General features: G+C 36.2%; 21 protein-coding genes. 16 read left to right on the forward strand and 5 right to left on the reverse strand.

From position 1 onward, the window contains the following. Positions 1 to 16: 16 nt before the first annotated feature. The gene (locus J2772_RS05420; protein WP_209914090.1) at positions 17 to 160 is read right to left on the reverse strand and encodes a hypothetical protein; all 144 of its coding nucleotides are present in this window, start codon (positions 158 to 160) and stop codon (positions 17 to 19) included. An 80-nt stretch (positions 161 to 240) separates the two neighbouring features. Here J2772_RS05420 and J2772_RS05425 point away from each other — a divergent pair, with 80 nt between their 5' ends. From J2772_RS05425 to J2772_RS05435, 3 genes are all read left to right on the forward strand, one after another. Further along, positions 241 to 1380, forward strand: coding sequence for an acyl-CoA dehydrogenase (locus tag J2772_RS05425; protein ID WP_209914093.1), 1140 nt, complete (start codon positions 241 to 243; stop codon positions 1378 to 1380). Positions 1381 to 1402: 22 nt separating this feature from the next. Then, positions 1403 to 1768: a hypothetical protein gene (locus J2772_RS05430; RefSeq protein ID WP_209914095.1), complete on the forward strand. Its 366-nt coding sequence runs from the start codon at positions 1403 to 1405 to the stop codon at positions 1766 to 1768. A gap of 315 nt (positions 1769 to 2083) precedes the next feature. Further along, positions 2084 to 3031 (forward strand): hypothetical protein, encoded by a 948-nt coding sequence (locus J2772_RS05435; protein WP_209914098.1) that lies wholly within the window; start codon positions 2084 to 2086, stop codon positions 3029 to 3031. Between the two features lie 212 nt (positions 3032 to 3243). Here J2772_RS05435 and J2772_RS05440 read toward each other — a convergent pair whose 3' ends face one another. The 3 genes from J2772_RS05440 to J2772_RS05450 form a co-directional block, all read right to left on the reverse strand. Next, a complete protein-coding gene (locus J2772_RS05440) occupies positions 3244 to 4191 on the reverse strand; it encodes a DUF4349 domain-containing protein (protein ID WP_209914101.1) in 948 nt (315 codons plus the stop codon). 292 nt (positions 4192 to 4483) lie between these two features. After that, complete coding sequence (locus tag J2772_RS05445) at positions 4484 to 6079, reverse strand: peptide chain release factor 3 (RefSeq protein WP_209914104.1); 1596 nt, start codon at positions 6077 to 6079, stop codon at positions 4484 to 4486. A gap of 133 nt (positions 6080 to 6212) precedes the next feature. Further along, positions 6213 to 6932 (reverse strand): hypothetical protein, encoded by a 720-nt coding sequence (locus tag J2772_RS05450; RefSeq protein ID WP_209914108.1) that lies wholly within the window; start codon positions 6930 to 6932, stop codon positions 6213 to 6215. Between the two features lie 93 nt (positions 6933 to 7025). Here J2772_RS05450 and J2772_RS05455 point away from each other — a divergent pair, with 93 nt between their 5' ends. From J2772_RS05455 to J2772_RS05490, 8 genes are all read left to right on the forward strand, one after another. After that, the gene (locus J2772_RS05455) at positions 7026 to 7856 is read left to right on the forward strand and encodes a CPBP family intramembrane glutamic endopeptidase (RefSeq protein ID WP_209914111.1); all 831 of its coding nucleotides are present in this window, start codon (positions 7026 to 7028) and stop codon (positions 7854 to 7856) included. A 29-nt stretch (positions 7857 to 7885) separates the two neighbouring features. Beyond that, positions 7886 to 8470 (forward strand): RdgB/HAM1 family non-canonical purine NTP pyrophosphatase, encoded by a 585-nt coding sequence (gene rdgB / locus J2772_RS05460; RefSeq protein ID WP_245365147.1) that lies wholly within the window; start codon positions 7886 to 7888, stop codon positions 8468 to 8470. A gap of 136 nt (positions 8471 to 8606) precedes the next feature. Further along, entirely contained in the window at positions 8607 to 9521 is a 915-nt protein-coding gene (locus J2772_RS05465; protein WP_209914114.1) for a ribonuclease Z, read from the forward strand. Between the two features lie 7 nt (positions 9522 to 9528). Then, positions 9529 to 10299, forward strand: a complete 771-nt coding sequence (locus tag J2772_RS05470) for a TIGR02757 family protein (RefSeq protein WP_410494387.1) — start codon at positions 9529 to 9531, stop codon at positions 10297 to 10299. A gap of 11 nt (positions 10300 to 10310) precedes the next feature. Next, positions 10311 to 10865, forward strand: a complete 555-nt coding sequence (locus J2772_RS05475) for a DUF1003 domain-containing protein (protein WP_209914116.1) — start codon at positions 10311 to 10313, stop codon at positions 10863 to 10865. Positions 10866 to 11104: 239 nt separating this feature from the next. Further along, the gene (locus tag J2772_RS05480) at positions 11105 to 13429 is read left to right on the forward strand and encodes a choice-of-anchor L domain-containing protein (protein ID WP_245365148.1); all 2325 of its coding nucleotides are present in this window, start codon (positions 11105 to 11107) and stop codon (positions 13427 to 13429) included. 169 nt (positions 13430 to 13598) lie between these two features. Beyond that, on the forward strand, positions 13599 to 17183 hold the full coding sequence (locus J2772_RS05485; RefSeq protein ID WP_209914121.1) for a choice-of-anchor L domain-containing protein: 3585 nt from the start codon (positions 13599 to 13601) through the stop codon (positions 17181 to 17183). 277 nt (positions 17184 to 17460) lie between these two features. Further along, a complete protein-coding gene (locus J2772_RS05490; RefSeq protein ID WP_209914123.1) occupies positions 17461 to 19818 on the forward strand; it encodes a choice-of-anchor L domain-containing protein in 2358 nt (785 codons plus the stop codon). 87 nt (positions 19819 to 19905) lie between these two features. Here the strand turns inward: J2772_RS05490 and rsmA are convergent, their stop codons facing one another. Beyond that, a complete protein-coding gene (gene rsmA / locus J2772_RS05495) occupies positions 19906 to 20676 on the reverse strand; it encodes a 16S rRNA (adenine(1518)-N(6)/adenine(1519)-N(6))-dimethyltransferase RsmA (protein ID WP_209914126.1) in 771 nt (256 codons plus the stop codon). Positions 20677 to 20768: 92 nt separating this feature from the next. Here rsmA and J2772_RS05500 point away from each other — a divergent pair, with 92 nt between their 5' ends. The 5 genes from J2772_RS05500 (at position 20769) to rluF (ending at position 24353) form a co-directional block, all read left to right on the forward strand. Beyond that, positions 20769 to 21668, forward strand: a complete 900-nt coding sequence (locus J2772_RS05500; RefSeq protein WP_209914128.1) for a cell division protein FtsX — start codon at positions 20769 to 20771, stop codon at positions 21666 to 21668. A 2-nt stretch (positions 21669 to 21670) separates the two neighbouring features. Further along, the gene (locus J2772_RS05505; protein WP_209914131.1) at positions 21671 to 21967 is read left to right on the forward strand and encodes a DUF3098 domain-containing protein; all 297 of its coding nucleotides are present in this window, start codon (positions 21671 to 21673) and stop codon (positions 21965 to 21967) included. Between the two features lie 98 nt (positions 21968 to 22065). After that, positions 22066 to 22884 (forward strand): undecaprenyl-diphosphate phosphatase, encoded by an 819-nt coding sequence (locus J2772_RS05510; RefSeq protein WP_209914133.1) that lies wholly within the window; start codon positions 22066 to 22068, stop codon positions 22882 to 22884. A 20-nt stretch (positions 22885 to 22904) separates the two neighbouring features. Then, positions 22905 to 23609, forward strand: a complete 705-nt coding sequence (truB, locus tag J2772_RS05515; RefSeq protein WP_209914136.1) for a tRNA pseudouridine(55) synthase TruB — start codon at positions 22905 to 22907, stop codon at positions 23607 to 23609. Between the two features lie 21 nt (positions 23610 to 23630). Beyond that, positions 23631 to 24353, forward strand: a complete 723-nt coding sequence (gene rluF, locus J2772_RS05520) for a 23S rRNA pseudouridine(2604) synthase RluF (protein WP_045494868.1) — start codon at positions 23631 to 23633, stop codon at positions 24351 to 24353. The last annotated feature ends 22 nt before the right edge of the window (positions 24354 to 24375 follow it).

The raw sequence follows: 24375 nt of genomic DNA on the forward strand, positions 1-24375 counted from the left end.
CCGTAAAAATGGATTATCAGAATCTTTCTATAACAGAATATACCTCTTCATTATTAACAGGTGTTATCAATAACCTAACATCTGTTTTACAACCCATCAATATCACAAAATCCCGAATCCCGAACCCTGCATCCGGAATCTCTTCCATCTCCCTTTCCATCAGTCTTTTCCCTGCTTTTAATTTATTTTTTCAGATTTGCTTAAAAAGTGTAAATTTACGGCTATCTAATTATTTTTTTTATGGACTTTAATTTATCGGAAGAACAGCTGATGATTCAGCAGGCGGCAAGAGACTTTGCACAGAACGAACTATTACCTGGAGTTATTGAAAGAGACCGCGACCAGAAATTCCCTGTTGAGCAGGTGAAGAAAATGGGAGAAATGGGCCTTTTAGGAATGATGGTGGATCCTAAATACGGTGGTGCAGGTATGGACAGCGTTTCTTACGTGCTGGCAATGGAGGAGATTGCAAAAGTAGATGCTTCTGCAGCTGTTGTAATGTCTGTAAACAATTCATTGGTTTGTGCTGGTTTAGAAAAATTTGCTTCTGAAGAGCAAAAAGTAAAATATCTTACTCCTCTTGCAAGCGGACAAGTTATCGGAGCATTCGCTTTATCTGAGCCGGAAGCTGGTTCTGATGCTACTTCTCAGAAAACAACTGCTGAAGACAAAGGAGATTACTATCTTTTAAACGGAATCAAAAACTGGATCACCAACGGAGGTACGGCTACTTATTATATCGTAATTGCACAAACTGATCCTGAGAAAAAGCACAAAGGAATTAATGCCTTTATTGTAGAAAGAGGATGGGAAGGTTTTGAAGTAGGAGTAAAAGAAGATAAACTGGGAATTAGAGGAAGTGATACCCACTCTTTAATCTTCAACAACGTAAAAGTTCCTAAAGAAAACAGAATTGGTGCAGATGGATTTGGTTTCAATTTTGCAATGGCTGTATTGAACGGAGGTAGAATCGGTATTGCTTCTCAGGCATTAGGAATTGCTTCAGGAGCTTACGAATTAGCTCTGAAATATGCTAAAACAAGAAAAGCTTTCAAAACTGAAATTATCAACCACCAGGCTATTGCATTTAAATTAGCAGATATGGCTACTCAGATTACTGCTGCAAGAATGTTATGTTTCAAAGCAGCTTGTGAGAAAGATGCAGGACAAGATATCTCTGAAAGCGGAGCTATGGCAAAACTATACTCTTCTCAGGTAGCAATGGATACTACTATTGAAGCAGTGCAGATTCACGGTGGATACGGATATGTGAAAGAATACCACGTAGAAAGATTTATGAGAGATGCAAAAATCACTCAGATCTACGAAGGAACTTCTGAAATCCAGAAAATCGTGATCTCAAGAAGTATCGCAAAATAAATAATAATAAAACACAGTTTCTATGAAAAAATCTTTGTGGATCACCCTCGGTGTCGTACTGCTATTATTAGGAGTATTTGTATGGTATAAGTTCTTCTTCGTTTTTGGAGAAGGTGTAAAATCCGGATACCTGAATTATGCCATGAAAAAAGGCTATGTCTTCAAAACTTATGAAGGTAAACTGATTCAGGAAGGATTTGGAAAAGGAAAAACGGGAGGTATTACAAGCTATGAGTTTGAGTTTTCCGTAGATGACCATGAAGTTTTCAAACAATTGGAAACCAACAGTGGTAAAACCTTTGATCTCCATTACAAAGAATACAATGGCGCTCTTCCGTGGAGAGGAAATACAAAGTTTGTCGTAGACAAAGTAGTGAACATGAAATAATTTAAAAGGCTTCCGTTTTGGAGGCCTTCTTATTTTACAAGATCCATTGGTTCATACTCTGAAAATAACCCTGTTAATGTTATAGTATTTTTGATGATGCACTCATTTTTTTGAGCTTATTGTATTACAGGATACTAATCAATTTTGGTATTGTTTTTTTATAAATATTTTTACTAAGCATGATTTAGAAAGAAGTTTCATATTTTAAGAGGCTGCTGAATTTCAAAATAATTATGTATAGAATAGTGAAAATCAGTGATTTATTTTTGGTAATCAATAAGTTTATTACTTTTGATTCATTAAATAAATCACACTATGATGAAAACTTTATCTCTATTGCTTCTTTTTGGAGCAGTAATACATGTTACTTCCCAAATTGGAATCAATACACCGCAACCTACTGAAACATTAGACGTTAACGGCTCAGTACGTATACGAAACATTAAACAAACAGGTCCTAATGCTTCTGCAAAAGATTCTATTGTTGTATTTGATAAGGGTGGCGTTCTTAAAAGAGCAACGGCTTTCCAGATTATTACTCAGGGTAATGGATTAACCTCTGTAGTGACAGCAAGCCCGTTAACGGGAAACGGAACAGCTTCTAATCCGGTTATTCTTGGGCAGAATGGTGCGTCCAACGGACAGTTACTTCAATGGAACGGCACGACATGGATCCCTGTTTCAGCATCTGCTTTGGGAACTATAGCATTAAACCTTGGAACTTCAGGTAATGATATCAACATCTTAAATTCACCTGCTTCTTTAGGAGAAAGTATAAAGCTCAATGTGCCGGATGCAAGTACCACAGCGAGGGGAGTGGTTACTACAAGCAATCAGTCGTTTACAGGAACAAAAATGTTTTCAGCTGTGGGGATAAACACTTCCACACCTAATGCATCTTCACGACTGGATGTTAATGGTAATTTTAAACTGGGAAGTACCGGAACAGTTAATAAAAATGTGATTAATTTTTCAACATCGGTCAATAATTTGATCAGTAGCGGAGATTCAACATTTTTAACAGGAGCTTTTAATTCCTCAGGGATTTTGGACGTCAATGTGACGATCCCTGCGGCAAATAGGCCAACTTCTACACAGGCCATAGTAAGTGTATCCCCGAATTTTGATTTGCCGGGAGCTGTATCAATAGCTTCAGCAAGACTTACTTCTTCTTCCAATGTAAGAATACGTTTTATGAATACAGATAGAAATAATGCGCAGACTATATCCGGAACCCTGTTTATTACCATCAGTGAATTTTAATTAGAATTTTGTTTCCTATAAATTAATATTTTTTTGATGTCTCTCTCACGTATTGTCTTCTAAATATAGGGTTATTCCGCCGAAAGGGGCATGTATTTAAATGTATAATTTGCCTATTTGAACTAAAAGTTCCTGTTAACAGGAATACTCATCATTGAGATATCTGATATTGTTATCAATAAAAAAATCGATCTTGTGATGGATTTAAAACTTTAATGGGCATCTTTATCAGGAACATTTTTGTTTCTCTTTTTATAAAAATAATATCCAATACCACCAATCAGAAACACTGGCCATAACGGAAGCAGAAAAAGAAAGACTGAAGTAATTACATCCCATCCGGATTCAATGGCTGCCAAAGATTTTCCACCAAAAGTTTTAGGCTCCTTTTCCGCTTCAGTTTTATCAGTGATATTTACATCAATACTGCAAATGGTGTTGTCTGCATAATTACGTCCTGTAACCTGAATATCTCTGGTTTCAATATCTCCTATATTGCTGTTTAAAGCTTCCATTAATCCATCAAAATGCTGGATAGGAACTTTAATGTTCAGATTGTAGATCTTTTGATTTTCACCACGCTGATTGGCAGATTCAATATAAGACTGATTTTCACTTTTAATATATCCATTGTTTTTGATGGTTTCCTCTCTGATGATTTCTTTTACAGTTTCCACATTATCTGCTTTCACTACAAGATATCCTGTTTTTACCATTTTATCTTTAGGTACATTCAGTTCATAATTGTCGTTATTTGGTTTCTCTTTGTAAATGATTTTGGTTTCTTTAATCACTTTAGGAGCCGAAACGTTTGTAGCTACTTTCTCGGATTTCTTAACTAAAGAATCTTTTTTCTCAACTTTTGATTCCAGTTTGGTAGAAGCAATCTTATCGGATAATGAATCTACCATTTTGGAAGTACTTTCTATTTTCTCCTGGATATCATTTTTAGCCCCTTCAATATCTTTTATTCTTATACTTGCTGAATCAAGAGCCTGGTTAGCAGTTTTGCTGGCATTATCAATAGCTTCAGAAGCAACAGTAGCAGCGCTGTCTATACTATTTACAGTTTCCTCAATTTTAGATTTGGAAACTTCACCTTTTTGACTGCACGCAATAAAAGCGCCTGATATAGTAATGAGTAATATGAACTTTTTCATAACATTATTTTTTTTGATGAAGTAAAATTAGTCATGAAGCTTCTGAAGTACTTGTAAATGAAGTGTATTTTCATCGTAAAATTATAACTGTAGTATTTTCAGTGTTTTGTATTTGTTTTACAAAAGATTTACAAACCCCCTTTATATTAAATTTCAGACAATACAGTCTGACTTAAAACCAATATCACAATGAGAGCTGTTATAATTTCTCTCTTTTTGACGGGGTGTCACAAAAAATCCGCAGAAAAAACTTCTGCGGATCTCTATATTGTATTTAGCAATTTTGTTTTAATTAATTCTCTCTAAACTCACTGATAAAGTGAAGTTTCACATTCGGGAATTTTTCCTGCGTCATATGAATGGTGAAAGAAGAGTCTGCTAAAAATACCAATTGATTGTATTTATCTCTGGCAAGGAATCTTTGTTTTAATCTTGCAAATTCTTTAAACTCTTCAGATTTCTCATCAGCTTCTACCCAACAAGCTTTGTGCATTGAAAGTGGCTCATAAGTACATTTTGCACCATATTCGTGCTCCAGACGGTATTGGATAACCTCGTACTGAAGAGCTCCTACCGTTCCGATGATCTTTCTTCCGTTCATTTCTAACGTAAATAACTGGGCAACTCCTTCATCCATCAACTGATCGATACCTTTTGCCAATTGCTTAGCTTTAAGGGGATCATTATTGTTGATATAACGGAAATGCTCCGGAGAGAAGCTTGGTATTCCTTTGAAGCTTAGCTTTTCACCCCCTGTTAAAGTATCACCAATTCTGAAACTTCCTGTGTCATGAAGACCGACAATATCACCTGGGAAACTTTCTTCCACTACCTCTTTTTTATCAGCAAAGAATGCATTCGGAGAAGAGAATTTCATCTTTTTACCTTCTCTTACCAATAGATAGTTTTCGTTTCTCTTGAATGTTCCGGAAACAATTTTCACGAAAGCCAGTCTGTCTCTGTGCTTAGGATCCATGTTCGCGTGAATTTTGAAGACAAATCCTGTGAAAGTGCTTTCTTCCGGCTTTACTAAACGGGTATCGCTTTCTTTAGGCTGTGGCATCGGAGCAATGTCGATGAATGCATCCAATAACTCACGAACTCCAAAATTGTTCAAAGCAGAACCGAAGAATACAGGTTGTAGGTCACCTTTCATATAATCTTCACGATTAAACTCAGGGTAAACAGACTGGATTAAATCAAGCTCTTCTCTTAAAGTAGCAGCAGCTTTTTCACCAATCACATCATCTATTGAAGTGTCATTAATATCATCAAACTTAATAGAATCTCCAACCTTTTGCTTTTTTTCTTCTAAAAATAACTGAATATTGTCTTCCCAGATATTATAAATCCCTTGGAAGTCGCTTCCCATACCAATGGGTAAAGAAAGTGGGCAAACCGTCAATCCTAATTTCTGTTCTACTTCATCCAAAAGATCGAAGGCATCCTTACCCTCACGGTCAAGTTTGTTAATGAATACCAACATCGGAATGTTTCTCATTCTACACACCTTAACAAGTTTTTCAGTTTGTTCCTCAACCCCTTTGGCAACGTCAATAACAACAATTACTGAATCTACGGCTGTTAAAGTTCTGTAAGTATCCTCAGCAAAGTCCTTGTGACCCGGAGTATCAAGAATGTTGATTTTATGATCTCTATATTCAAATGCCAATACGGAAGTTGCTACAGAGATCCCTCTCTGTCTTTCAATTTCCATAAAGTCGGAAGTAGCTCCTTTTTTTATTTTGTTGGATTTTACCGCACCTGCTTCCTGGATTGCACCCCCGAAAAGAAGTAGTTTTTCCGTAAGAGTAGTTTTTCCGGCATCCGGGTGGGAAATGATCCCGAAGGTCTTTCTTTTTTGTATTTCTTTGATTAAGTCTGACATATCGTATTTTGAAGTTGCAAAAATCGTGATTTTTTACGAGGTTTTCAAATTTAAATTACGGGAATGTTGGTGGAGGAATCAGTGTTTTTGAGATTCAGGCTGAAAAGGCAGAAATAGAATTAATATTTTACGATCAATTTTTTAATTCAGCTAATAAAAATACAAGACCAAAAATGGCTCCACTGATCACAAATACTGCAAGAATTAAAAGCCAGCCTCCTAATGAAGTTCCTTTGCTATTGACTTTCCAGGTAGTAGGATCAATAGAAAAGCTACTGAGAGCCATAGGATCTATTTTTAAATCCGGACGAAAAACCGTAATTCCATGCATAAAATGGGCATATAAAGTAAATTTGTTCTTTACAACATGAAGGGGAAGGTTCATATCAATACGTCTTCTCGTTTCTTCTTTTTTTCCATGTTTTAAGGTTACTTCAAGAAAAGGAACAATGCTCCCTCCAACTGTTGTTACCGTATAAATATCAAAATCTTGATTTGAGGAACGAAGCTCTGTGTACAATATCTGTTCTACGATTTCATTTTTTGAATTGTAAAATAAAAGTCCGGTATTATCAACAACGATCTTCCTTGAAAGATTTTTTCTCTTTATGATATAGTACCGGGTAGCAGGAATTAAGATAAGAAGTGAAATTCCCCAGCATATCAATGCAGGTGAAAGCATAGTTTCAGATCCTCTTTTATAGATTCCATAAACGGGACCGAGGATAAGAAGGCTGAATAATAAAAACAGCATCCCGAAAAAAGTGGACTGAAGAATGAAAGTGGCCAACCTGTTAATTTTAGATTCAACACCGGCGAAAGGAATTGCTGTATTTGTTTTTATGATATTCATGGTACTGGGGCTAATTTAAGTATTTTCTTTTTTAGTTGCCTGTAGCATTCAAAAAAATTATCTTTGTTTCAATAAATTTTTACAGAAAAAAGAATGGAAAATAGCAGGTATCCGAAGTTTACTTTCACATGGCTGGGCGCTGTTACTTTAGTGGTTGGGTTATTTGTGGGAACGATGGCTGTGTCTTTATTCAGTACCTTTTGGAAAGTGGCTTTCAAAGAAAATCTTGAGTTGAAAGATTGGTTTCTCATGGTAGCCAATTCTGTAGGATTCATTACTGCCATTGCTTTCTTCGATTTTTTTATTGTGAGAAGAACTACCCAAAAGAAACTTAATTTCAATCTTTCATCCGTTAATTTTTATACGTACCTCCTTATTTTTCCGATGATGGCCGGGATGATGTTTATTTCAGAGTTTACCACAACGCTGATTCCTACATCAGGTCCCTTTTTCGGAGACTTTTATGAATATTTCATTCAACTTATGAGCCAGCTAACCGATAATCCTGTGGTGATGATTATCATGACGGTAATTATGGCACCCATTTTTGAAGAGATTATCTTCAGAGGGATTATTCAGAAAGGATTAATTAATAAAGGAGTGACACCATGGAAGGCTATTTTATATGCATCCATTATTTTTGGAGTAGTTCATGGAAACCCATGGCAATTCATCAGTGCTGTGATGCTGGGGTGCGTGTTAGGATTGGTATATCATAAAACAAAATCTTTACTGATGCCGATATTGTTGCATGCATTTAATAATCTGACATTGTCATTATTGGTACTGTATGGTAAAGATGAAAGCTTTGCAAAAGTTTTTAATGTTTCAGAATGGTTGATTTTGGCTGTAGGAATTGTACTTTTTTCTTTGTTCTACTATCTTTTTATGAAGAGATATAAAGTGCATTATTCTGAAATGTAATCAACAGCAGTTAAAAAGTAAAATTGAAAATGAATATAGAAATGGAATTATTGGTAGCTACACACAACGAGCATAAAAAAGAAGAGATTCAGCAGATTTTAGGGGATGATTGTATCGTTAAAAGCCTTACGGATTATAATATTCACGAAGAAATTGTAGAAGACGGAGACTCTTTTCATGCCAATGCCCTTATCAAAGCTAAATATTGTTTTGAAAAGACAAGGGTTCCAAGTTTGGGGGATGATAGCGGACTTGTTGTAGAATCTTTAGACGGTAGACCTGGGATATTTTCTGCCCGTTATGCCGGAGATCACGATTTTGCTAAAAATATCGAAAAAGTTTTGGAAGAAATGCAGGGAATAGAAAACAGAAAAGCTTACTTCGTTACTGTTTTATGCTATTATGATGAAAACGGAGCCCAATATTTTGAAGGAAGAGTTTATGGAAATCTATTGACAGAAAATAAAGGAGTAAAAGGATTCGGGTATGATCCGATCTTTGTTCCTGAAGGATATGACAGAACCTTTGCAGAAATGGAACCGGAAGATAAAAACAAGATCAGCCACCGGAAGCAGGCACTGGATCTGTTTATGGACTTTTTAAAAGTAAAATAATCAATATAACAGATAAATAAAAGTCATTTTTCCATGAAGGGGAAATGACTTTTTTTATGCATTTCCTGTTGAAATGTAAAGGTAAAATATATGTTTTAAAATTTCTGTCGTACATTTGTTACAAGAAACTATTGATTTGAGTACTTATTTAACAATATTAGGTTTTAATTCAGCGATTCCGACTATCAACTCCTCACCCACAGCCCAGCTGCTGGAAATGGAAGAAAGGCACTTCCTGATCGATTGTGGGGAAGGAACACAAGTGCAGCTGAGAAAAGCAAAAGCCAGATTTTCAAAAATTAACCATATTTTTATTTCTCACCTTCACGGAGACCACTGTTTTGGACTTCCGGGACTTATTGCCTCTTTTCGACTTTTAGGACGGGATAATCCCTTACATGTTTATGGTCCCAAAGGAATCAAAAAGATGATGGAAACTATTTTCCAGATTACAGAAACCCATCGTGGTTTTGAGGTGGTTTATCATGAACTGGATAAAGACTATTCAGAAAAGATCTATGAAGACAATAGGGTAGAAGTGTATACGATTCCTCTGGATCACAGAATCTACTGTAACGGTTATCTTTTTAAAGAAAAACCTAAAGACAGGCATTTGAATATGAAAGAGATTGCCAAGTACAGTGAAATTGAAAGCTGTGATTATCACAACATAAAAGCAGGGAAAGATTTCGTACTAAGTGATGGTTATATTCTTAAAAATGAGGTATTGACTCTCGATCCGACCCCATCTGTATCTTATGCATTCTGTAGCGATACCCGTTATCTTGAAAGTGTTATTCCAATTATTAAAAATGTTACGGTTCTGTATCATGAATCTACCTTCCTGCATGATTTGAAGGAAATGGCAGATTATACAGGACATACCACTGCATTAGAAGCGGCAACAATTGCTCAAAAGGCTCAGGTAGGAAAGCTTATCCTGGGGCATTTCTCTAATAGATATGCAGATTTAACAGTGTTTACTGATGAGGCCCGAAACATTTTCCCTAATTCATTCCTTCCAAAAGCTCTGGAAAGTGTAAAAATTTGAAAAAATTATGTTGAAGTTTGAAGAGCTTAGAAGTTTTCTGGATGAAAAGGCAGACCAATACAACGCTCCTGATTTTATAGAAAATGACCCAATACAGATTCCGCATCGTTTCTCATTAAAGCAGGATATTGAGATTGCAGGTTTTTTGGCAGCAACCATTTCGTGGGGGAATAGAAAATCGATTATCAATTCTGCCAATAAAATATTGGATATTATGGGGAATTCTCCTTATGATTTTGTGATGAATTATTCTGAAAAAGATGTAAAAGATATTCAGGATAAAAGCATTCACAGAACCTTTAATGGAGAAGATTTTTCTTATTTTATCAAGCAGTTCAATAGAATTTATACAGAGAATGAAAGCCTGGAAGATTTATTTAAAGTAAAAGAATCTGAAACCAATTTTCAGCACGCAATAGAAAGATTCAGAAACAGTTTTCTGGAGATGGAAAAACATAGAAGCCATAAACATATCAGTTCGCCTTACAAGAACTCTTCAGCTAAGAGAATCATTATGTTTCTGAGATGGATGGTGCGTAAGGACAAGCGTGGAGTAGATTTTGGAATCTGGAAAGATATTGATCAGAAATATCTGTCTATTCCATTAGATGTACATACCGGAAATATCTCAAGAAAGCTGGGATTGCTGGAAAGAACACAAAATGACTGGAAAACAGTGGAAGAATTGGATATTACCATCAGAAAATTTGATGATAAAGATCCTGCAAAATATGATTTTGCCCTGTTTGGATTAGGAGTAACTAAGGAACTGTTGTAAAAATTAAAAGGATGAAAAAATATAATGAAAAAGCAGAAGTTCTGGAAAAAATAGCAGACAGTATAACCTCATGGATAGGATCTATTCAGTCTCTGATAGTGCATACTCTCTTGTTTCTTACTTCGTTTTTGCTTCCGATGCTGCATATTGTTGATTTTGATAAAATGCTTCTGATTCTTACTACAGTACTTTCTCTGGAAGCTATTTATCTGGCGATCTTCATTCAGATGTCTGTAAATAAAAGTCATGAAAAAATTGAAGATATTCAGGAGGATATTGAAGACATTCAGGAAGATATTGAGGAAATTAGCGAGGATATTGAAGAAATTAGTGAGGATATTGAAGAGATTAATGAAGATATAGAAGATATCCAGGAAGACATTGAGGAAATTAGTGAAGATATAGAAGAAATTAATGAAGAAGAAGATGAAGAAGATCACAATGAAAAGGCCAAAAATGTGATCCTGAAAAGCAATGTAAATTCAAATAAAAATGAAATAAAGGCATTGAAGGATATTATTGCTCAACTTCGGAATGAAATTGATGAATTAAAAAAGGAAGAATAAAGAGTCTTTGAAATAAATCAATCATAAAAAACAGGTTAATACAATTGATCTGTTTTTTTTATGATGGAATATCTTTTTATTTACAATTAGTTTAAAAATAAAATATATTTATTGTGAATTTTTACTAAAAAGTGATTGATATGTATGTGAAATGCTGATTTGATATTGTTATTTTTGCTACATTTGAACAAAATCAAATTAAAATGTTGCATTATAGATTTAAACACTACTTTTTTCTTTTGGCTTTTTTACTTACTTCTGCTTCTGTATTCTCACAGGTTGGTCCTAGCAGAAAGCCTGCAAAAATAAAACCTACAGGGGCAAGTTTGAAAGCCGGAAATTTTATAGATGTGAATGTTGCGCCTTATCCGGCAACAGGTTATTTCCCGGAACAGCTGGTAAAAGATATTCTGATTAATGGAGGAAGTACCTGTACGACAGCAAATATTACCAATGTTACAGTATCTCCTAACCATACCATATTTGATGACAATAGATTTTGGGGGTATTTTAACAGAGGAACCGCAAATTTTCCCTTTAAGGATGGAATTGTATTAACTACCGGTTATGCAAAAGATGCAGGAAATAGCTTTAATGATAATATGAGTAAAGAACCTGGCTCGGGGAGTGATCCTGATCTTGTGGCGGCTACTAACGCTACGGTAGAATTGAAAGATGCAGTAGCGCTTGAATTTGACTTTGTTCCTAATTCTACTCAGGTAAGATTCAATTATATATTTGCTTCTGAGGAGTATTCCGGAGGTTATCCATGTACTGGTTTCTCAGATGCATTTGCACTTTTGCTGAAAAAAGTAGGTGATCCTACTTATACTAATTTAGCAGTTCTACCTGGAGGTGCCGGGCCGGTGAGTGCTACGAATATTGTTCCAGCAGGACCTAACTTCTCTTGTGGTCCGATTAATGAGGCTTATTTTGGAGGAATTAATACCCCCCACGTAGGAATCAATTATGCTGGGAGAACTATTCCTTTGACTGCTATTGCGACTGTAATTCCTGGAGAAACTTATCATTTCAAAATGGTTATAGCAGATGCTAAAGATCATAGCTTAGATTCTGCTGTTTTCCTGGAAGGAGGATCATTTGACATCGGGGTTAAAATTGTAGATGAAACCGGGGCAAACCTTCCACCTACTATCAATATGTGTGATAATACTCCTAAGACATTAAAAGCTCAGTTGGAATTGGTTCCGGGAATGACCTTCCAGTGGTATAAAGATGGGGTTTTAATTCCAGGAGCAACCAGTGTTGCTTACGTTACCACTGAGCCGGGAGTGTATTCCATAAAAGTGATGGTCCCTGGAAGCCAGTGTCCGGGAGAAGCTAAAATTACCGTTATAGGAGGAACGAGTCCTACAGTACAAAATGCAGTTCTTAAGCTTTGTACAACCCCTACCGTTACTACTTTTAATTTAGAGACTGCAATCCCTATGATAACGACAACGCCGGGAGCAGTAACTCGTTTTTATACGACTCTTTCAGATGCACAGGCTCAAAATAATAACTATATTAAAAATCCAACCACCTATGATGGAACGGATGGCCAGGTATTACATGTCCTTGTAACTAACGGAGGATTTTGTAGCAGAATGGCAACGCTTACTCTGAATAAGGAAGCAACCCCTACTGCTGGCCTGAATGTTGCAAAACTGAAGATATGTTTAGGAGAATCTGTACTAATGACAGCAACGGGTGGGGTAACCTATGAATGGAAAGATACAGCTTCTATTACAGATGGAACAAGAACTGTGAGCCCAACGAAAACAACAACCTATTCTGTATATGCTATCGGAGCTCAGGGATGTAAGTCTGCAAAGCCGGCAGAAGTTACTGTAGAGGTAGTGCCAGCTATTGTTTCTGCATTAAAGGGTGGCCATATCTGTGAAGGAGACAGAATTGTTTTAGATGCAGGTTCTGGTCCGGGATATACCTATGAATGGAATACAGGTGAAACAACACAGTCTATTTCAGTAAATAAGCCAGGAGAATATACAGTAACCATCAATAATGGAGTTTGTTCTAAAGAATTTAAAACGCAGGTTATAAAAGCTGTTGTCCCTGAAATTATTAATATTAATTATAATGACAGAGGAACGATGATTCTTACGGCAAGTAACCCTAGTAATGGGATATTGGAATATTCTGTAGATAACGGACTTACGTGGCAGACTTCCAATATATTTGCAAATGTGCCTAAAAATGAAATCATTTCCATTCGTGTCAGAGTGAAGAATACAAGCTGTGTAGGCTTTATTGAATACTTTACTTTTGTGATGAAAAATGTAATTACTCCGAATGGTGATAATATCAATGATCTTATTGATTTCAGAGGAATAATCGGATATAAGGATTTCAGTGGTAAAATCTTTGACCGTTACGGAAAAGAAGTGTTCAAGGCTGAGAAGGTAAGGCCGTATTGGGATGGTTACTTCCAGGGTAAACGATTGCCGTCTTCATCATATTGGTACCAGGTTACCTTTGAAGATCCTGCGAGCAAATTGCTAACTATGAAAACAGGTTGGATCCTGCTTAAAAATATAGAATAATTTAAAATGAGAATTGAAAGACTGACTGTTTTGTCAGTCTTTTTTTATGAGATTAAAATAAATAAAGTTGATATTCTACGATAAATAAATTTGAATTAGTAATAATGTAAATAATGTTAAATTGAATTTCAATCAAAAAAAATAGTATTTTTGTTTAAAATAATATAAAATGTTAAATAGGAGGAAAGGAAGTTTATTTTTAGTGTTATTTTTTGTTTTTATAGGAACCTTTATTTTTGCCCAGGACAGAGTGGTAAAAAAGAGCGTGCTCCCAAAAAATAATGGTGCTGCTGCTAAAGCTGGAGCCTTTATAGATATAAACACTTCCAATTATCCTGAGTCTTCTTACAGTATCACTCAGCTTGTAAAGGATGTCCTTATCTCAGGAGGGGGATGTGCCAGTAATAATGTAAGCAATGTGGTAGTGTATCCGAATTTGCCTCCATCTAATCAGAACAGAAGCTGGGGGTATTTTAATAAAGCAACTACAAATTTTCCATTCAGTAAAGGGATTGTTCTTTCTACGGGATTTGCTAAAAATGCAGGAAATTTCCCAGTTGCTGACCTTAATGATGATCTGGGAACAGGAGGAGATGATGACCTGGCGGGTGCTTTAGGTATTCCTCCAGACAAACTGAAGAATGCTACCTATATAGAGTTTGATTTTGTTGCTATTTCCTCTGAAATTACTTTTAAATATTTATTTGCTTCTAAAGAATATCAGGATAATTTCCCATGTAATATTACAGACGGTTTTGCTTTGTTTTTGAAAAAAGTTGGAGATCCTACCTATACTAATTTAGCCGTACTTCCAGGGGGTGCAGGACCAGTGAGTGTAACGAATATTCGTCCAGGGTATCCTAATTGCTTACCTAAGAATGAAGCTTATTATGGAGGGACCAATAGTATTCCTAAGATTGAAACTAATTTTGAGGGTCGTACCATTCCTTTAACGGCAAAAGCAACTGTAGTTCCCGGGCAAACCTATCATTTTAAAATGGTTTTAGCTGATTTTCAGGATCCTAATTATGATTCAGCTGTATTTTTAGATGCGGGATCATTTGATTTGGGGGTAAATATTCTTGGTCCTGGTGGAGTGAAGCTTCCAAGCTCGGTGAATATGTGTGATAATACCCCACAAACTTTCACAGCTTCCGTTCAGGTGCCTAATGTAACCTATCAATGGTTCTTAAATAATAATCCTATTTCCGGAGCAACCAATGCCAGTTATACGGCAACACAGCCTGGTGTGTACACTGTTAAAGTGTTTATACAGGGAAGTTCGTGTCCGGGAGAAGCAAGTATTACTGTTGTAGGAGGGACTTCTCCTACAGTACAGAATGCTACATTAACTGCTTGTTATGTTGCCGGAAATCCTACCTTTAATTTACCTATAGCGCAGCCAGCCATAAGCACAACAGCAGGTGCGGTCTTTACTTATTATACAACACAGGCCGATGCAGATGCGGGAAATGCCAATACAATTCCTAATCCTGCTGCTTATCAAAGTGCAGGTGGAAAGGTCTATGTAAGAGTTATGAATGGTTTCTGTGCAAAAGTAGCTGAACTGACTCTGGTGAAGGCTCCCCAAATGACAGTATCTATTGTGCCTCCTACAGTATTAACTTGTGCTAACTCTCAGATTACACTGGATGCTTCAGCTTCAGTTTACCCTGCCGGGGCAACATTTAATTGGGCTACTACAGGAGGAAATATTGTTTCAGGAGGAAATACTTTAAATCCTGTAATTAATGCACCAGGAACCTATACATTGACGATATCACAGGTGTATCAGCCTGGAAATATTACTTGTACAGCAGTGGGAGCAGTAACGGTGACAGGAAATAGTGCACCGCCTAATCCATCACTTACAGCTCCTAAGTTGAAAATTTGTAAAGGAGAATCAATAACACTTACAGCTTCAGGAGGAGCTACTTATAATTGGGGTGGTGGTCTTCCCGGAAATGGAAATACACAAACCGTATCACCTACAGTTACTACAACGTATACTGTAACTGCTATTGGAGCTAATGGATGTGCTTCTGCTACGCCGGCAACTATCACTATTGAAGTGTCAGAGCCATTTACAGCACAAAATGCTATTCTGCATAAGTGCTATCAACCGGGACTAACCTATAATCTTAAAGAATCAGAAGGGCAGATTACTACAGCTGCAGGGGTTACATTTACCTATTATGTGGATCAAAACGATGCTAATGCCGGTAATGGTAATTTTATTGCAGCTCCTACAACATATTCACCAATTTCCGCAAACCAGACCGTCTTTGTGAGGGTTAGCAATGGGGGGTGTAGTTATGTAGTTTCTCTGCAATTATTAAGAACTTCAGAAACCACTTTAACAATAGCTGCACCGCAGACGATTACCTGTACAACTCCTCAAATTACACTTAATGCATCTGCTTCTGTAATACCGGCAGGGTCTACCATTACCTGGACTACAGTTGGAGGAAGTATTTTGTCAGGGCTTAATACTCTTACTCCTGTAGTTAATGCAGGAGGAACCTATACATTAACTGTTAAAAATGTATTCCAGCCGGGAAATCTGAGTTGTTCATATACTGCAACAGTAACAGTAACTCAGGATAAAGTAGCGCCAGTGGCAACCTTGGTTTCATCACAATCCCGTATTTGTGAAGGTGAATCAGTAACCTTAACTGCATCTGGTGGAACTACCTATATTTGGGGGAATGGTCTTACAGGTACCGGAAATACACAAACCGTGTCTCCTACAAGCACTACAGTATATACCGTAACTGCTGTTGGAACTAATGGATGTGCTTCTGCCCCTGTAAATGTTACAGTTCAGGTTGGGCCTCCGATAGCAGGGGTTTCAGCGGATAAAGTGAAAATATGTGCCGGTGAATCTGTTACTCTTACCGCTACAGGGGGAATTACCTACAATTGGGTAGGGCTTACCGGAAACGGAGATACGCAGGTAGTAACGCCTACAGTTACTACAGAGTATTCTGTATTTGCATTAGGAGGAAACGGATGTAGCTCTCTCGCTCCTGCCAAGATAAAAATTGAAGTAGTTCCTGCCATTGTTTCTACATTGGAAAATGTATATGTATGTGCAGGAGATAATGGAACTCTTGATGCTGGAGCTGGGCTTAATTATACGTACCTGTGGAGTACAGGAGCTACTACACAGACGATTACTACAAAAATTGCCGGAACTTATTCTGTAACTATCAGCAACGGTGTATGTTCTAAAGTCTTTACGGCGCAGCTTATCAATCCTGATCTACCTGAAATTATCAATGTTGTACATAATAAGAATATACTGACGCTTACAGCAAGTAATCCAACAGGAGGAACTTTGGAGTACTCTATAAATAATGGAGTAACCTGGCAAGATTCAAATGTATTTAATGGTGTTTTGGATAATACAATGTATCATTTGATGGTTAGAGTGAAAAATGCAAAATGTGGAACTTCAATAGATTATTTCACTTTCGTACTCAGCAATGCCATTACTCCTAATTTGGATGGGAAAAATGATACAATAGACTTTAGCGGAATTAGTGGATATAAAGATTTTGCAGCTTCTATTTTTGATAGGTATGGAGCGGAGGTCTTCAAGGCAACAAAAGGAGATGTTATATGGCGAGGATCTCTAAAAGGAATCAATTTGCCTACAGGGACTTACTGGTATAGGGTTCAGTGGGAAAATCCTGCAAATAAGAAATTAGAGGAGCGTTCAGGTTGGATTTTATTAAAAAACAGAAACTAAAATAATTAAATAATTTAAAATAAACAGTAGAGCCCTTCATTATTGGAGGGTTCTGTTGTTTATTGTCTTAAATATAGATGGTGTTTTTAATATATTTTTCGAATAGTAGTGAATTTTATAAATTATATTTTGAATTTGAATTATCATTTTGTTAAAAATGGTCATATTGCTTTTAATTGTGTATTGTTGGTTGAAATGTTGTAGTTTTTTTATAAAAAATACAAATATGTGTATTGTATATTTAAAAAAAAATTAAATTTGTTGAAACAAAAATATTATGATAAGATACCTACCGCTTTGTTTGTTTTTTTTATTTATCTCAAATTTTTCTTTTTCTCAAAATCAACAACCCAGACAAGTCATAAAAAAACAAGCGTCTGCCCAGGCTAAAAAGGCAGGAGCTTTTATTGATGTGAATGCTCCGGGATATCCGGAATCCAATTTTACGATAGAAAAATTGGTGAAAGATGTATTGATTTCATCAGGAACCAATACTTGTATTACTCCGAATGTAACCAATGTGAAAATTACTCCTAATCATGCTGTAGGAGAAGCTGATAGAGCCTGGGGGTATTTCCATAAGGCAACAACCAACTTTCCTTTTAAAGATGGGATTGTGCTTTCTACAGGGTATGCAAGGAAGGCTGGTAATAGCTTTGAATCCAGTAACAGTGATACCAATGGAGGAGGTACGGATAGTGATCTGGCACAGGTTATTGGTGTAGCTGCAGATGATTTAAATGACGCGGTGCTTTTGGAATTTGACTTTGTTCCTACAACCTCTCAGATTAAATTTAATTATTTAATTGCATCTGATGAATACACGGGGACATTTCCCTGTAAATATGCAGATGCATTTATTATATTATTGAAGCCTACATCAGGAGGCCCTTATACGAATATGGCAATATTACCGGGAGGAGCCGGACCAGTAAGTATTACCAATATTCACCCGGCAATCGGAACTACCTGTGGGGCTGTTAATGAACAGTATTTTGGAGGGTATAATACTCCAAGTGTTGTTACCAATTTTAACGGAAGAACAGTTCCTCTTACAGCTATTGCTGATGTAGTAGCGGGACAGGAATATCATTTTAAAATGGTTATTGCAGATTATCTTGACCATAGTTTCGATTCTGCAGTATTTTTGGAAGGAGGTTCCTTTAATATTGGAGTAGACCTTTTAGGCCCTGGCGGAACAAAATTGCCTAGTGATATTAATGTTTGTGATAACGTACCTCAGGTGCTTACCGCTTCTGTAAATGATCCAAACTTATTATACCAATGGTATTATAACGGAACTTTGATTCCTAATGCTACAACCAACGTTGTTACTGCTACACAGCCCGGAGTCTATACGATTGAAGTAAGTGTTCCCGGAAACCCTTGTCCGGGTAAAGCTTCCATTGAAATTCATGGAGGAACAACACCTGTTGCCCATGATGCCACATTATTGCTTTGTAGTACACCGGATATTACAACATTTGATTTAAGTACCATTAAACCAACTATCAGCACAACGCCGGGAGCTGTATTTAAATTTTATGAAAATCAGGCTGATGCTTTGGCTGAAAATAATAATTATATCCAAAATATTCTGAACTATAATGGTACTGATGGCCAGATATTGCATGTAGTTGTTTCAAATGGCGGTTTTTGTAGAAAAATAGTTGAATTGAAATTATTTAGAGAAGAGACCCCTGTTGCCAAACTGAAAACATCCGCTATACAAATATGTCCGGGAGAAAGCGTAACGCTTACGGCTGAAGGAGGAGATACCTATCTTTGGGATAATTTCTCTGGAACAGGCAATATACAGACGGTTACACTACATCAGACTACTGTATTTACTGTATATGCAATAGGAGCAAAAGGATGTAAATCTCTTAACCCTGCAACCATAAGAATTGAAGTGGTGCCTGAAATTAAAAGTCCTTTAAAAGACGTTGAAATATGTGATGGAGACCTTGTAACCCTGGATGCAGGTGCAGGAAAAAATTATAAATATAAATGGAGCACAGGAGCTACTACACAAAAGATAGATGTAGAGAAATGGGGAATCTATACAGTTGAAATTGATAACGGATACTGTAAAAAAATCTTCTCTGCTCAGGTAATGGGAGCTGCTATTCCTTATGTGATCGGAATAGATTATCAGACATCTAAAAAGACACTGACAGTTTCTGCAGTAAACCCTCCAATGAATAATATACCAAGCAGTCTTGAATATTCTATTGATAACGGAATTACATGGCAGGAATCTAATGTATTTACAGGACTTTTAGATAATACCAATTATACCATCCTGGTGAGAAGAGTAGGAACCCACTGTATAGGAACTTTTGACTTCTTTACTTTGCAGATCAACAATTTTATTACTCCTAATAATGATGGAATTAATGATGTGTTGGATCTGAAGTCTTTGGGGCAGTTCAAAAACTTTACAGGTTCTATCTATGACAGGTATGGGGTAGAGATGTTCAGATTCACAAAAGAAACCCCGATTTGGGACGGAACTCTAGTCGGCAAGAGATTGCCTTCTGCAACATATTGGTATAAGTTTACTTACGAATATCCTAAATCTAAAACTCAGATGAACTGGTCCGGTTGGATCATGTTGAAAAACAGAGAATAATAAATAAAAGAGAGCCTTTCAGATGAAAGGCTCTCTTTATACAAATACCAATAAAAGCTCCTCTTTAAAGGAGCTTTGTTATATATATTATTGGTTTTCTTTCCAAAGATTTGTGAAGTGAATGAAATCAGATACACTGAGTTCTTCCGCTCTTTTATCTAAAAACTCATGACCTTTTAAAGCTTCGGGAATATTTAAAGTTTTCAAAGCATTGGATAGCTTTTTTCTTCTTTGGTTGAAGCCGGTCTTTACAATCTGTTTAAAAAGAACCTCATTTCCGGCTAAACCTTCTTTAGGGTTTCTTGTAAGACGGATAACGCCAGATTTTACCTTTGGTGGCGGATTGAAGACATTTTCATGTACCGTAAACATATAGGATACATCATAATAAGCCTGAATAACAACAGAAAGAATACCATAGTCTTTAGTCCTTGGAACGGCAGCAGTTCTTTCAGCTACCTCTTTCTGAAACATCCCTACCATTTCAGGAATCAACTCATAATGGTCTACAATCTTGAATAATATCTGAGATGAAATATTATACGGGAAGTTCCCGATAATAGCAATCTGCTCATCTTTGATAAAATTAAAATCCTGTTTCAGGAAATCTCCTACAAAAGTATTTTCCGTAACCTTAGAATAGTTGTTTTTCAGGTATTCTATAGATTCCGTATCAATTTCGGCAAGGTAAATGTTATGATCTTTTTCAAGAAGATATTTGGTAAGAACTCCCATTCCGGGACCTACTTCCATAATGTTATTATAGCTCTCAAAACTAAGACCTTCTACAATTTTCCTTGCGATGTTTTCATCCGTCAAAAAGTGTTGACCAAGATGCTTTTTTGCTTTTACACTCAATGTTTTTTATGATTTTATTAACAGTGATTTTCTCTTTTTCGTTCCCAAATTTCGGAAGATTTTTTCTATTTTAGCCAAAAATTTTAATATTAATGGCTAAATCTGTAGATGAGTTTAATAAGAAAAGGCTTCGGTCCAGCAATATTACAGTAGTGATAAGTATTGCCTTAGTGTTATTTTTGTTAGGGTTAATGGGGCTTATTTTAATTAATGCCCAGAAATATTCTGACTATATCAAAGAGCAGTTGGTGGTGAACGCCTACTTTGATGAAAATTATGACGCTAAAGATTCTGTAAAAATTGCAAAAATGGAGGAAGAAACTTTTAAAAAGGTACAGACATTAGCTCCTGTAAAAAAAGCAACCTATATTTCAAGAAGCATGGCCGCTACGGAAGCTAAGAAAAGTATGGGGATTGATAGTGATGCACTGTTTGAAGAAAATATCTTCCCATCATCTATTGAAATTGCTTTAAAACCTGAATACGTAGATCCTGCAAAAATTGATGAAGCAATCAAGGTAATAAAATCAGTTCCTGGTATCATTGATGTGAAGAATGACAGTACTTTGATGGTAGATGTTTACAATAACCTGAGCAGAATCTTAAAATGGATTTTTGGATTTTCATTACTGTTCCTTGTATTGGCTGTAGTGCTAATCAACAACTCGATCCGTCTGAAAATTTTCTCCAAGAGATTTATTATTAAAACCATGCAGTTGGTAGGAGCAAAAAGAAGATTTATTCTTAAGCCTTTTATCATTGAAGCAATTGTTTTAGGTGCTATAGGTTCTTTAATCGGGCTTCTTGCTCTGGGAGGGGTTTGGTATTATTTCACAAGCCAGATCGGATCAGCTTTTGTACAGGACAACAATCAGTATTTCTGGTTAGTAATCTTGGTGTTGGGAGTAGGAATTTTTATTTCTGTCTTAAGTACTATTTTTGCAACATGGAGATTCTTAAAATCAAACGTTGACGATTTATATTACTCTTAAAAATGAGCAAAAAAACAAATAAATTTTCTGCTTCAGACTTCGGAAGTGAAGCAGAAGCACCACAGGAAAACACGTTCTATTTCGGACAGCAGAACTTTAAATGGATGCTGATAGGGCTGGCATTTATTGTGGTTGGATTTCTTTTGATGATGGGGCCTGATGCTAATACTGTAGATGGTAAACTTGATCCCAATTCATGGAATGACGATATCTTTTCTATCAGAAGGATCAGAATTGCTCCGTTATTTGTTGTGATAGGTTTTGTAATAGAAGTCTACGCTATTTTAAAAAGAAAATAAATAAAAATTTATATTTTGAGATTAAGAGATTAAGGTATTTAGAGTCCCGTACTTTAAATATCTCAATCTCTTAATCTTTTAATTTTTGTAAAAGAATTATGGATATAATTAAAGCGATTATTATTGCTATCGTAGAGGGATTAACAGAATATCTTCCTATCTCATCTACAGCACATATGGGATTCACTGCCAATTTATTGGGCATGCCCGATGATGAATTTCTAAAAATGTTTCAGGTGTCCATTCAGTTTGGAGCCATCTTATCAGTTGTAGTGGCTTATTGGAAGAAGTTTTTCGACTTGAAAAATATTCAGTTTTACTTTAAGCTGGCATTTGCCGTAGTTCCTGCATTGGTGTTGGGGTATTTATTCGATGATAAAATTGAAGCTGTTCTGGGGAATCAGATTGCTATTTCTTCTGTATTGGTTTTAGGAGGTGTTGTTTTATTATTTGCGGATAAATGGTTTAAAAATCCTACTATTGATGATGAGAAAGGGATTACTATAAAAAAAGCAATTACCATAGGATTCTGGCAGTGTCTGGCTATGATGCCGGGAACAAGCCGTAGTGCTGCTTCCATTATTGGTGGTATGGCACAAGGGCTTACCAGGAAAGCCGCTGCAGAATTCTCTTTCTTCCTTGCTGTACCTACTATGTTAGCCGTAACGGTGTATTCCGTTTTTGTAAAAACATGGGGAAAGGAAACTCCTAATCCTCAGAAGGGATATGAAATGATTATGGCTTCTCAGGATCACATTATGATTTTTGTAATTGGGAACGTTGTGGCATTCATTGTAGCACTTATCGCGATCAAAGCATTCATTGGAGTGCTTAACAAATATGGTTTCAAACCTTGGGGATGGTACCGTATTTTCGTAGGAGTGGCTTTATTAATCTACTTTTATTTCTTTAAATAAAAAACATTCATCATCCATTCATGACGGCGGAAGAACTGAAATCAGGATACATATTTTTATTGGATAAGCCTTTGGACTGGACTTCTTTCCAGGCTGTCAATAAAATGAAATATAAATTGAAAAGGGAGTTTGACCTTCCTAAAAAATTTAAAATAGGACATGCAGGAACCCTGGACCCAAGAGCGACTGGACTTCTCATTGTTTGTTGCGGAAAATTCACCAAAAAGATTCCTGAAATTCAGGACGCGCCTAAAGAATATTGGACGGAGATCAAAATAGGAGTACAAACTGAATCCTATGATACTGAAAAACCGGAAATCCTTCAGCAGGATATTGCCCATATCACAGAGGAGCAGGTAAAAGAAGCTTTGGAAAAATTTGTTGGAGAGATTGAACAGAAACCACCGGTGTATTCTGCCATAAAGATTGATGGTGAAAGAGCCTATAATCTGGCAAGAGCAGGAGAGGAAGTGGAAATGAAATCCAGAAAAACTACGATTCATTATATCAATGATATTACAATAGACTTTCCTTTGATAAGTTTTACCGTTGGATGTTCAAAAGGAACTTATATCAGAAGTCTTGCCCATGATATTGGCCAGGAATTGGGAGTAGGAGCTTATTTGACACAATTGAGAAGAACGAAAATCGGAGATTATAAAATTGAAGATGCTACAGATCAGTTTTTAAGTAACGATTTTAGATTTTTAGCAAATGAAAAATGATATCAATTACGGTAGAAACTAATGGAAAAGACACGTATTAATAAATATTTATCAGAAGTAGGGTACTGTTCAAGAAGAGCAGCAGATAAGCTGTTGGAAGAAGGAAGAATTAAGATTAACGGGAAGATTCCTGAATTGGGAACCAAAGTTTCCGATGATGACCTCGTGGAAGTAGATGGAAAACCTATCAGAGAGCCACAGGAAAAACCTGTTTATATTGCTTTCAATAAACCTGTAGGAATTGTATGTACTACAGATACAAAACGTGAAAAGAATAATATTGTAGACTATATCAATCACCCAAAAAGGATTTTCCCGATCGGAAGGCTGGATAAACCCAGTGAAGGGCTTATTCTTTTAACCAGTGATGGTGATATTGTAAATAAAATCTTGCGTGCAAGAAACAATCACGAAAAAGAGTATATCGTAAGAGTAGATAAGCCCCTTAATCCGAGATTTCTTGAAAAAATGAGAAATGGAGTGCCTATCCTGGATACCGTGACTAAAAAATGTGAGGTGGAAAAGATTGATGATATGAATTTCAGAATTATTCTTACCCAAGGATTAAACAGACAAATCCGTAGAATGTGTGAATACCTTGGCTACGAAGTAAAAAAACTGAAAAGAATTCGTATCATGAATATCAAACTTGATCTCCCAATCGGAAAATGGAGAGACTTAACAGAGGATGAGCTGAAGTCATTAAACACTTTGCTCACAGATTCAAGTAAAACAATCGATTAAGATTATATAATTAATAAGCTAT

Source organism: Chryseobacterium jejuense (assembly GCF_017877355.1).
Classification (GTDB): domain Bacteria; phylum Bacteroidota; class Bacteroidia; order Flavobacteriales; family Weeksellaceae; genus Chryseobacterium; species Chryseobacterium jejuense_A.

What these genes read in the sequence shown, in the direction of transcription:
- rluF (WP_045494868.1), top strand. Translation starts at nt 23,631, where the DNA reads ATGGAAAAGACACGTATTAATAAATATTTATCAGAAGTAGGGTACTGT.
- J2772_RS05435 (WP_209914098.1), top strand. Translation starts at nt 2,084, where the DNA reads ATGATGAAAACTTTATCTCTATTGCTTCTTTTTGGAGCAGTAATACAT.
- rdgB (WP_245365147.1), top strand. Translation starts at nt 7,886, where the DNA reads ATGAATATAGAAATGGAATTATTGGTAGCTACACACAACGAGCATAAA.
- J2772_RS05485 (WP_209914121.1), top strand. Translation starts at nt 13,599, where the DNA reads ATGTTAAATAGGAGGAAAGGAAGTTTATTTTTAGTGTTATTTTTTGTT.
- J2772_RS05455 (WP_209914111.1), top strand. Translation starts at nt 7,026, where the DNA reads ATGGAAAATAGCAGGTATCCGAAGTTTACTTTCACATGGCTGGGCGCT.
- J2772_RS05445 (WP_209914104.1), bottom strand. Translation starts at nt 6,079, where the DNA reads ATGTCAGACTTAATCAAAGAAATACAAAAAAGAAAGACCTTCGGGATC.
- J2772_RS05500 (WP_209914128.1), top strand. Translation starts at nt 20,769, where the DNA reads ATGGCTAAATCTGTAGATGAGTTTAATAAGAAAAGGCTTCGGTCCAGC.
- J2772_RS05475 (WP_209914116.1), top strand. Translation starts at nt 10,311, where the DNA reads ATGAAAAAATATAATGAAAAAGCAGAAGTTCTGGAAAAAATAGCAGAC.
- J2772_RS05470 (WP_410494387.1), top strand. Translation starts at nt 9,529, where the DNA reads ATGTTGAAGTTTGAAGAGCTTAGAAGTTTTCTGGATGAAAAGGCAGAC.
- J2772_RS05430 (WP_209914095.1), top strand. Translation starts at nt 1,403, where the DNA reads ATGAAAAAATCTTTGTGGATCACCCTCGGTGTCGTACTGCTATTATTA.
- truB (WP_209914136.1), top strand. Translation starts at nt 22,905, where the DNA reads ATGACGGCGGAAGAACTGAAATCAGGATACATATTTTTATTGGATAAG.
- J2772_RS05450 (WP_209914108.1), bottom strand. Translation starts at nt 6,932, where the DNA reads ATGAATATCATAAAAACAAATACAGCAATTCCTTTCGCCGGTGTTGAA.
- J2772_RS05425 (WP_209914093.1), top strand. Translation starts at nt 241, where the DNA reads ATGGACTTTAATTTATCGGAAGAACAGCTGATGATTCAGCAGGCGGCA.
- J2772_RS05440 (WP_209914101.1), bottom strand. Translation starts at nt 4,191, where the DNA reads ATGAAAAAGTTCATATTACTCATTACTATATCAGGCGCTTTTATTGCG.
- J2772_RS05510 (WP_209914133.1), top strand. Translation starts at nt 22,066, where the DNA reads ATGGATATAATTAAAGCGATTATTATTGCTATCGTAGAGGGATTAACA.
- J2772_RS05420 (WP_209914090.1), bottom strand. Translation starts at nt 160, where the DNA reads ATGGAAAGGGAGATGGAAGAGATTCCGGATGCAGGGTTCGGGATTCGG.
- J2772_RS05505 (WP_209914131.1), top strand. Translation starts at nt 21,671, where the DNA reads ATGAGCAAAAAAACAAATAAATTTTCTGCTTCAGACTTCGGAAGTGAA.
- J2772_RS05490 (WP_209914123.1), top strand. Translation starts at nt 17,461, where the DNA reads ATGATAAGATACCTACCGCTTTGTTTGTTTTTTTTATTTATCTCAAAT.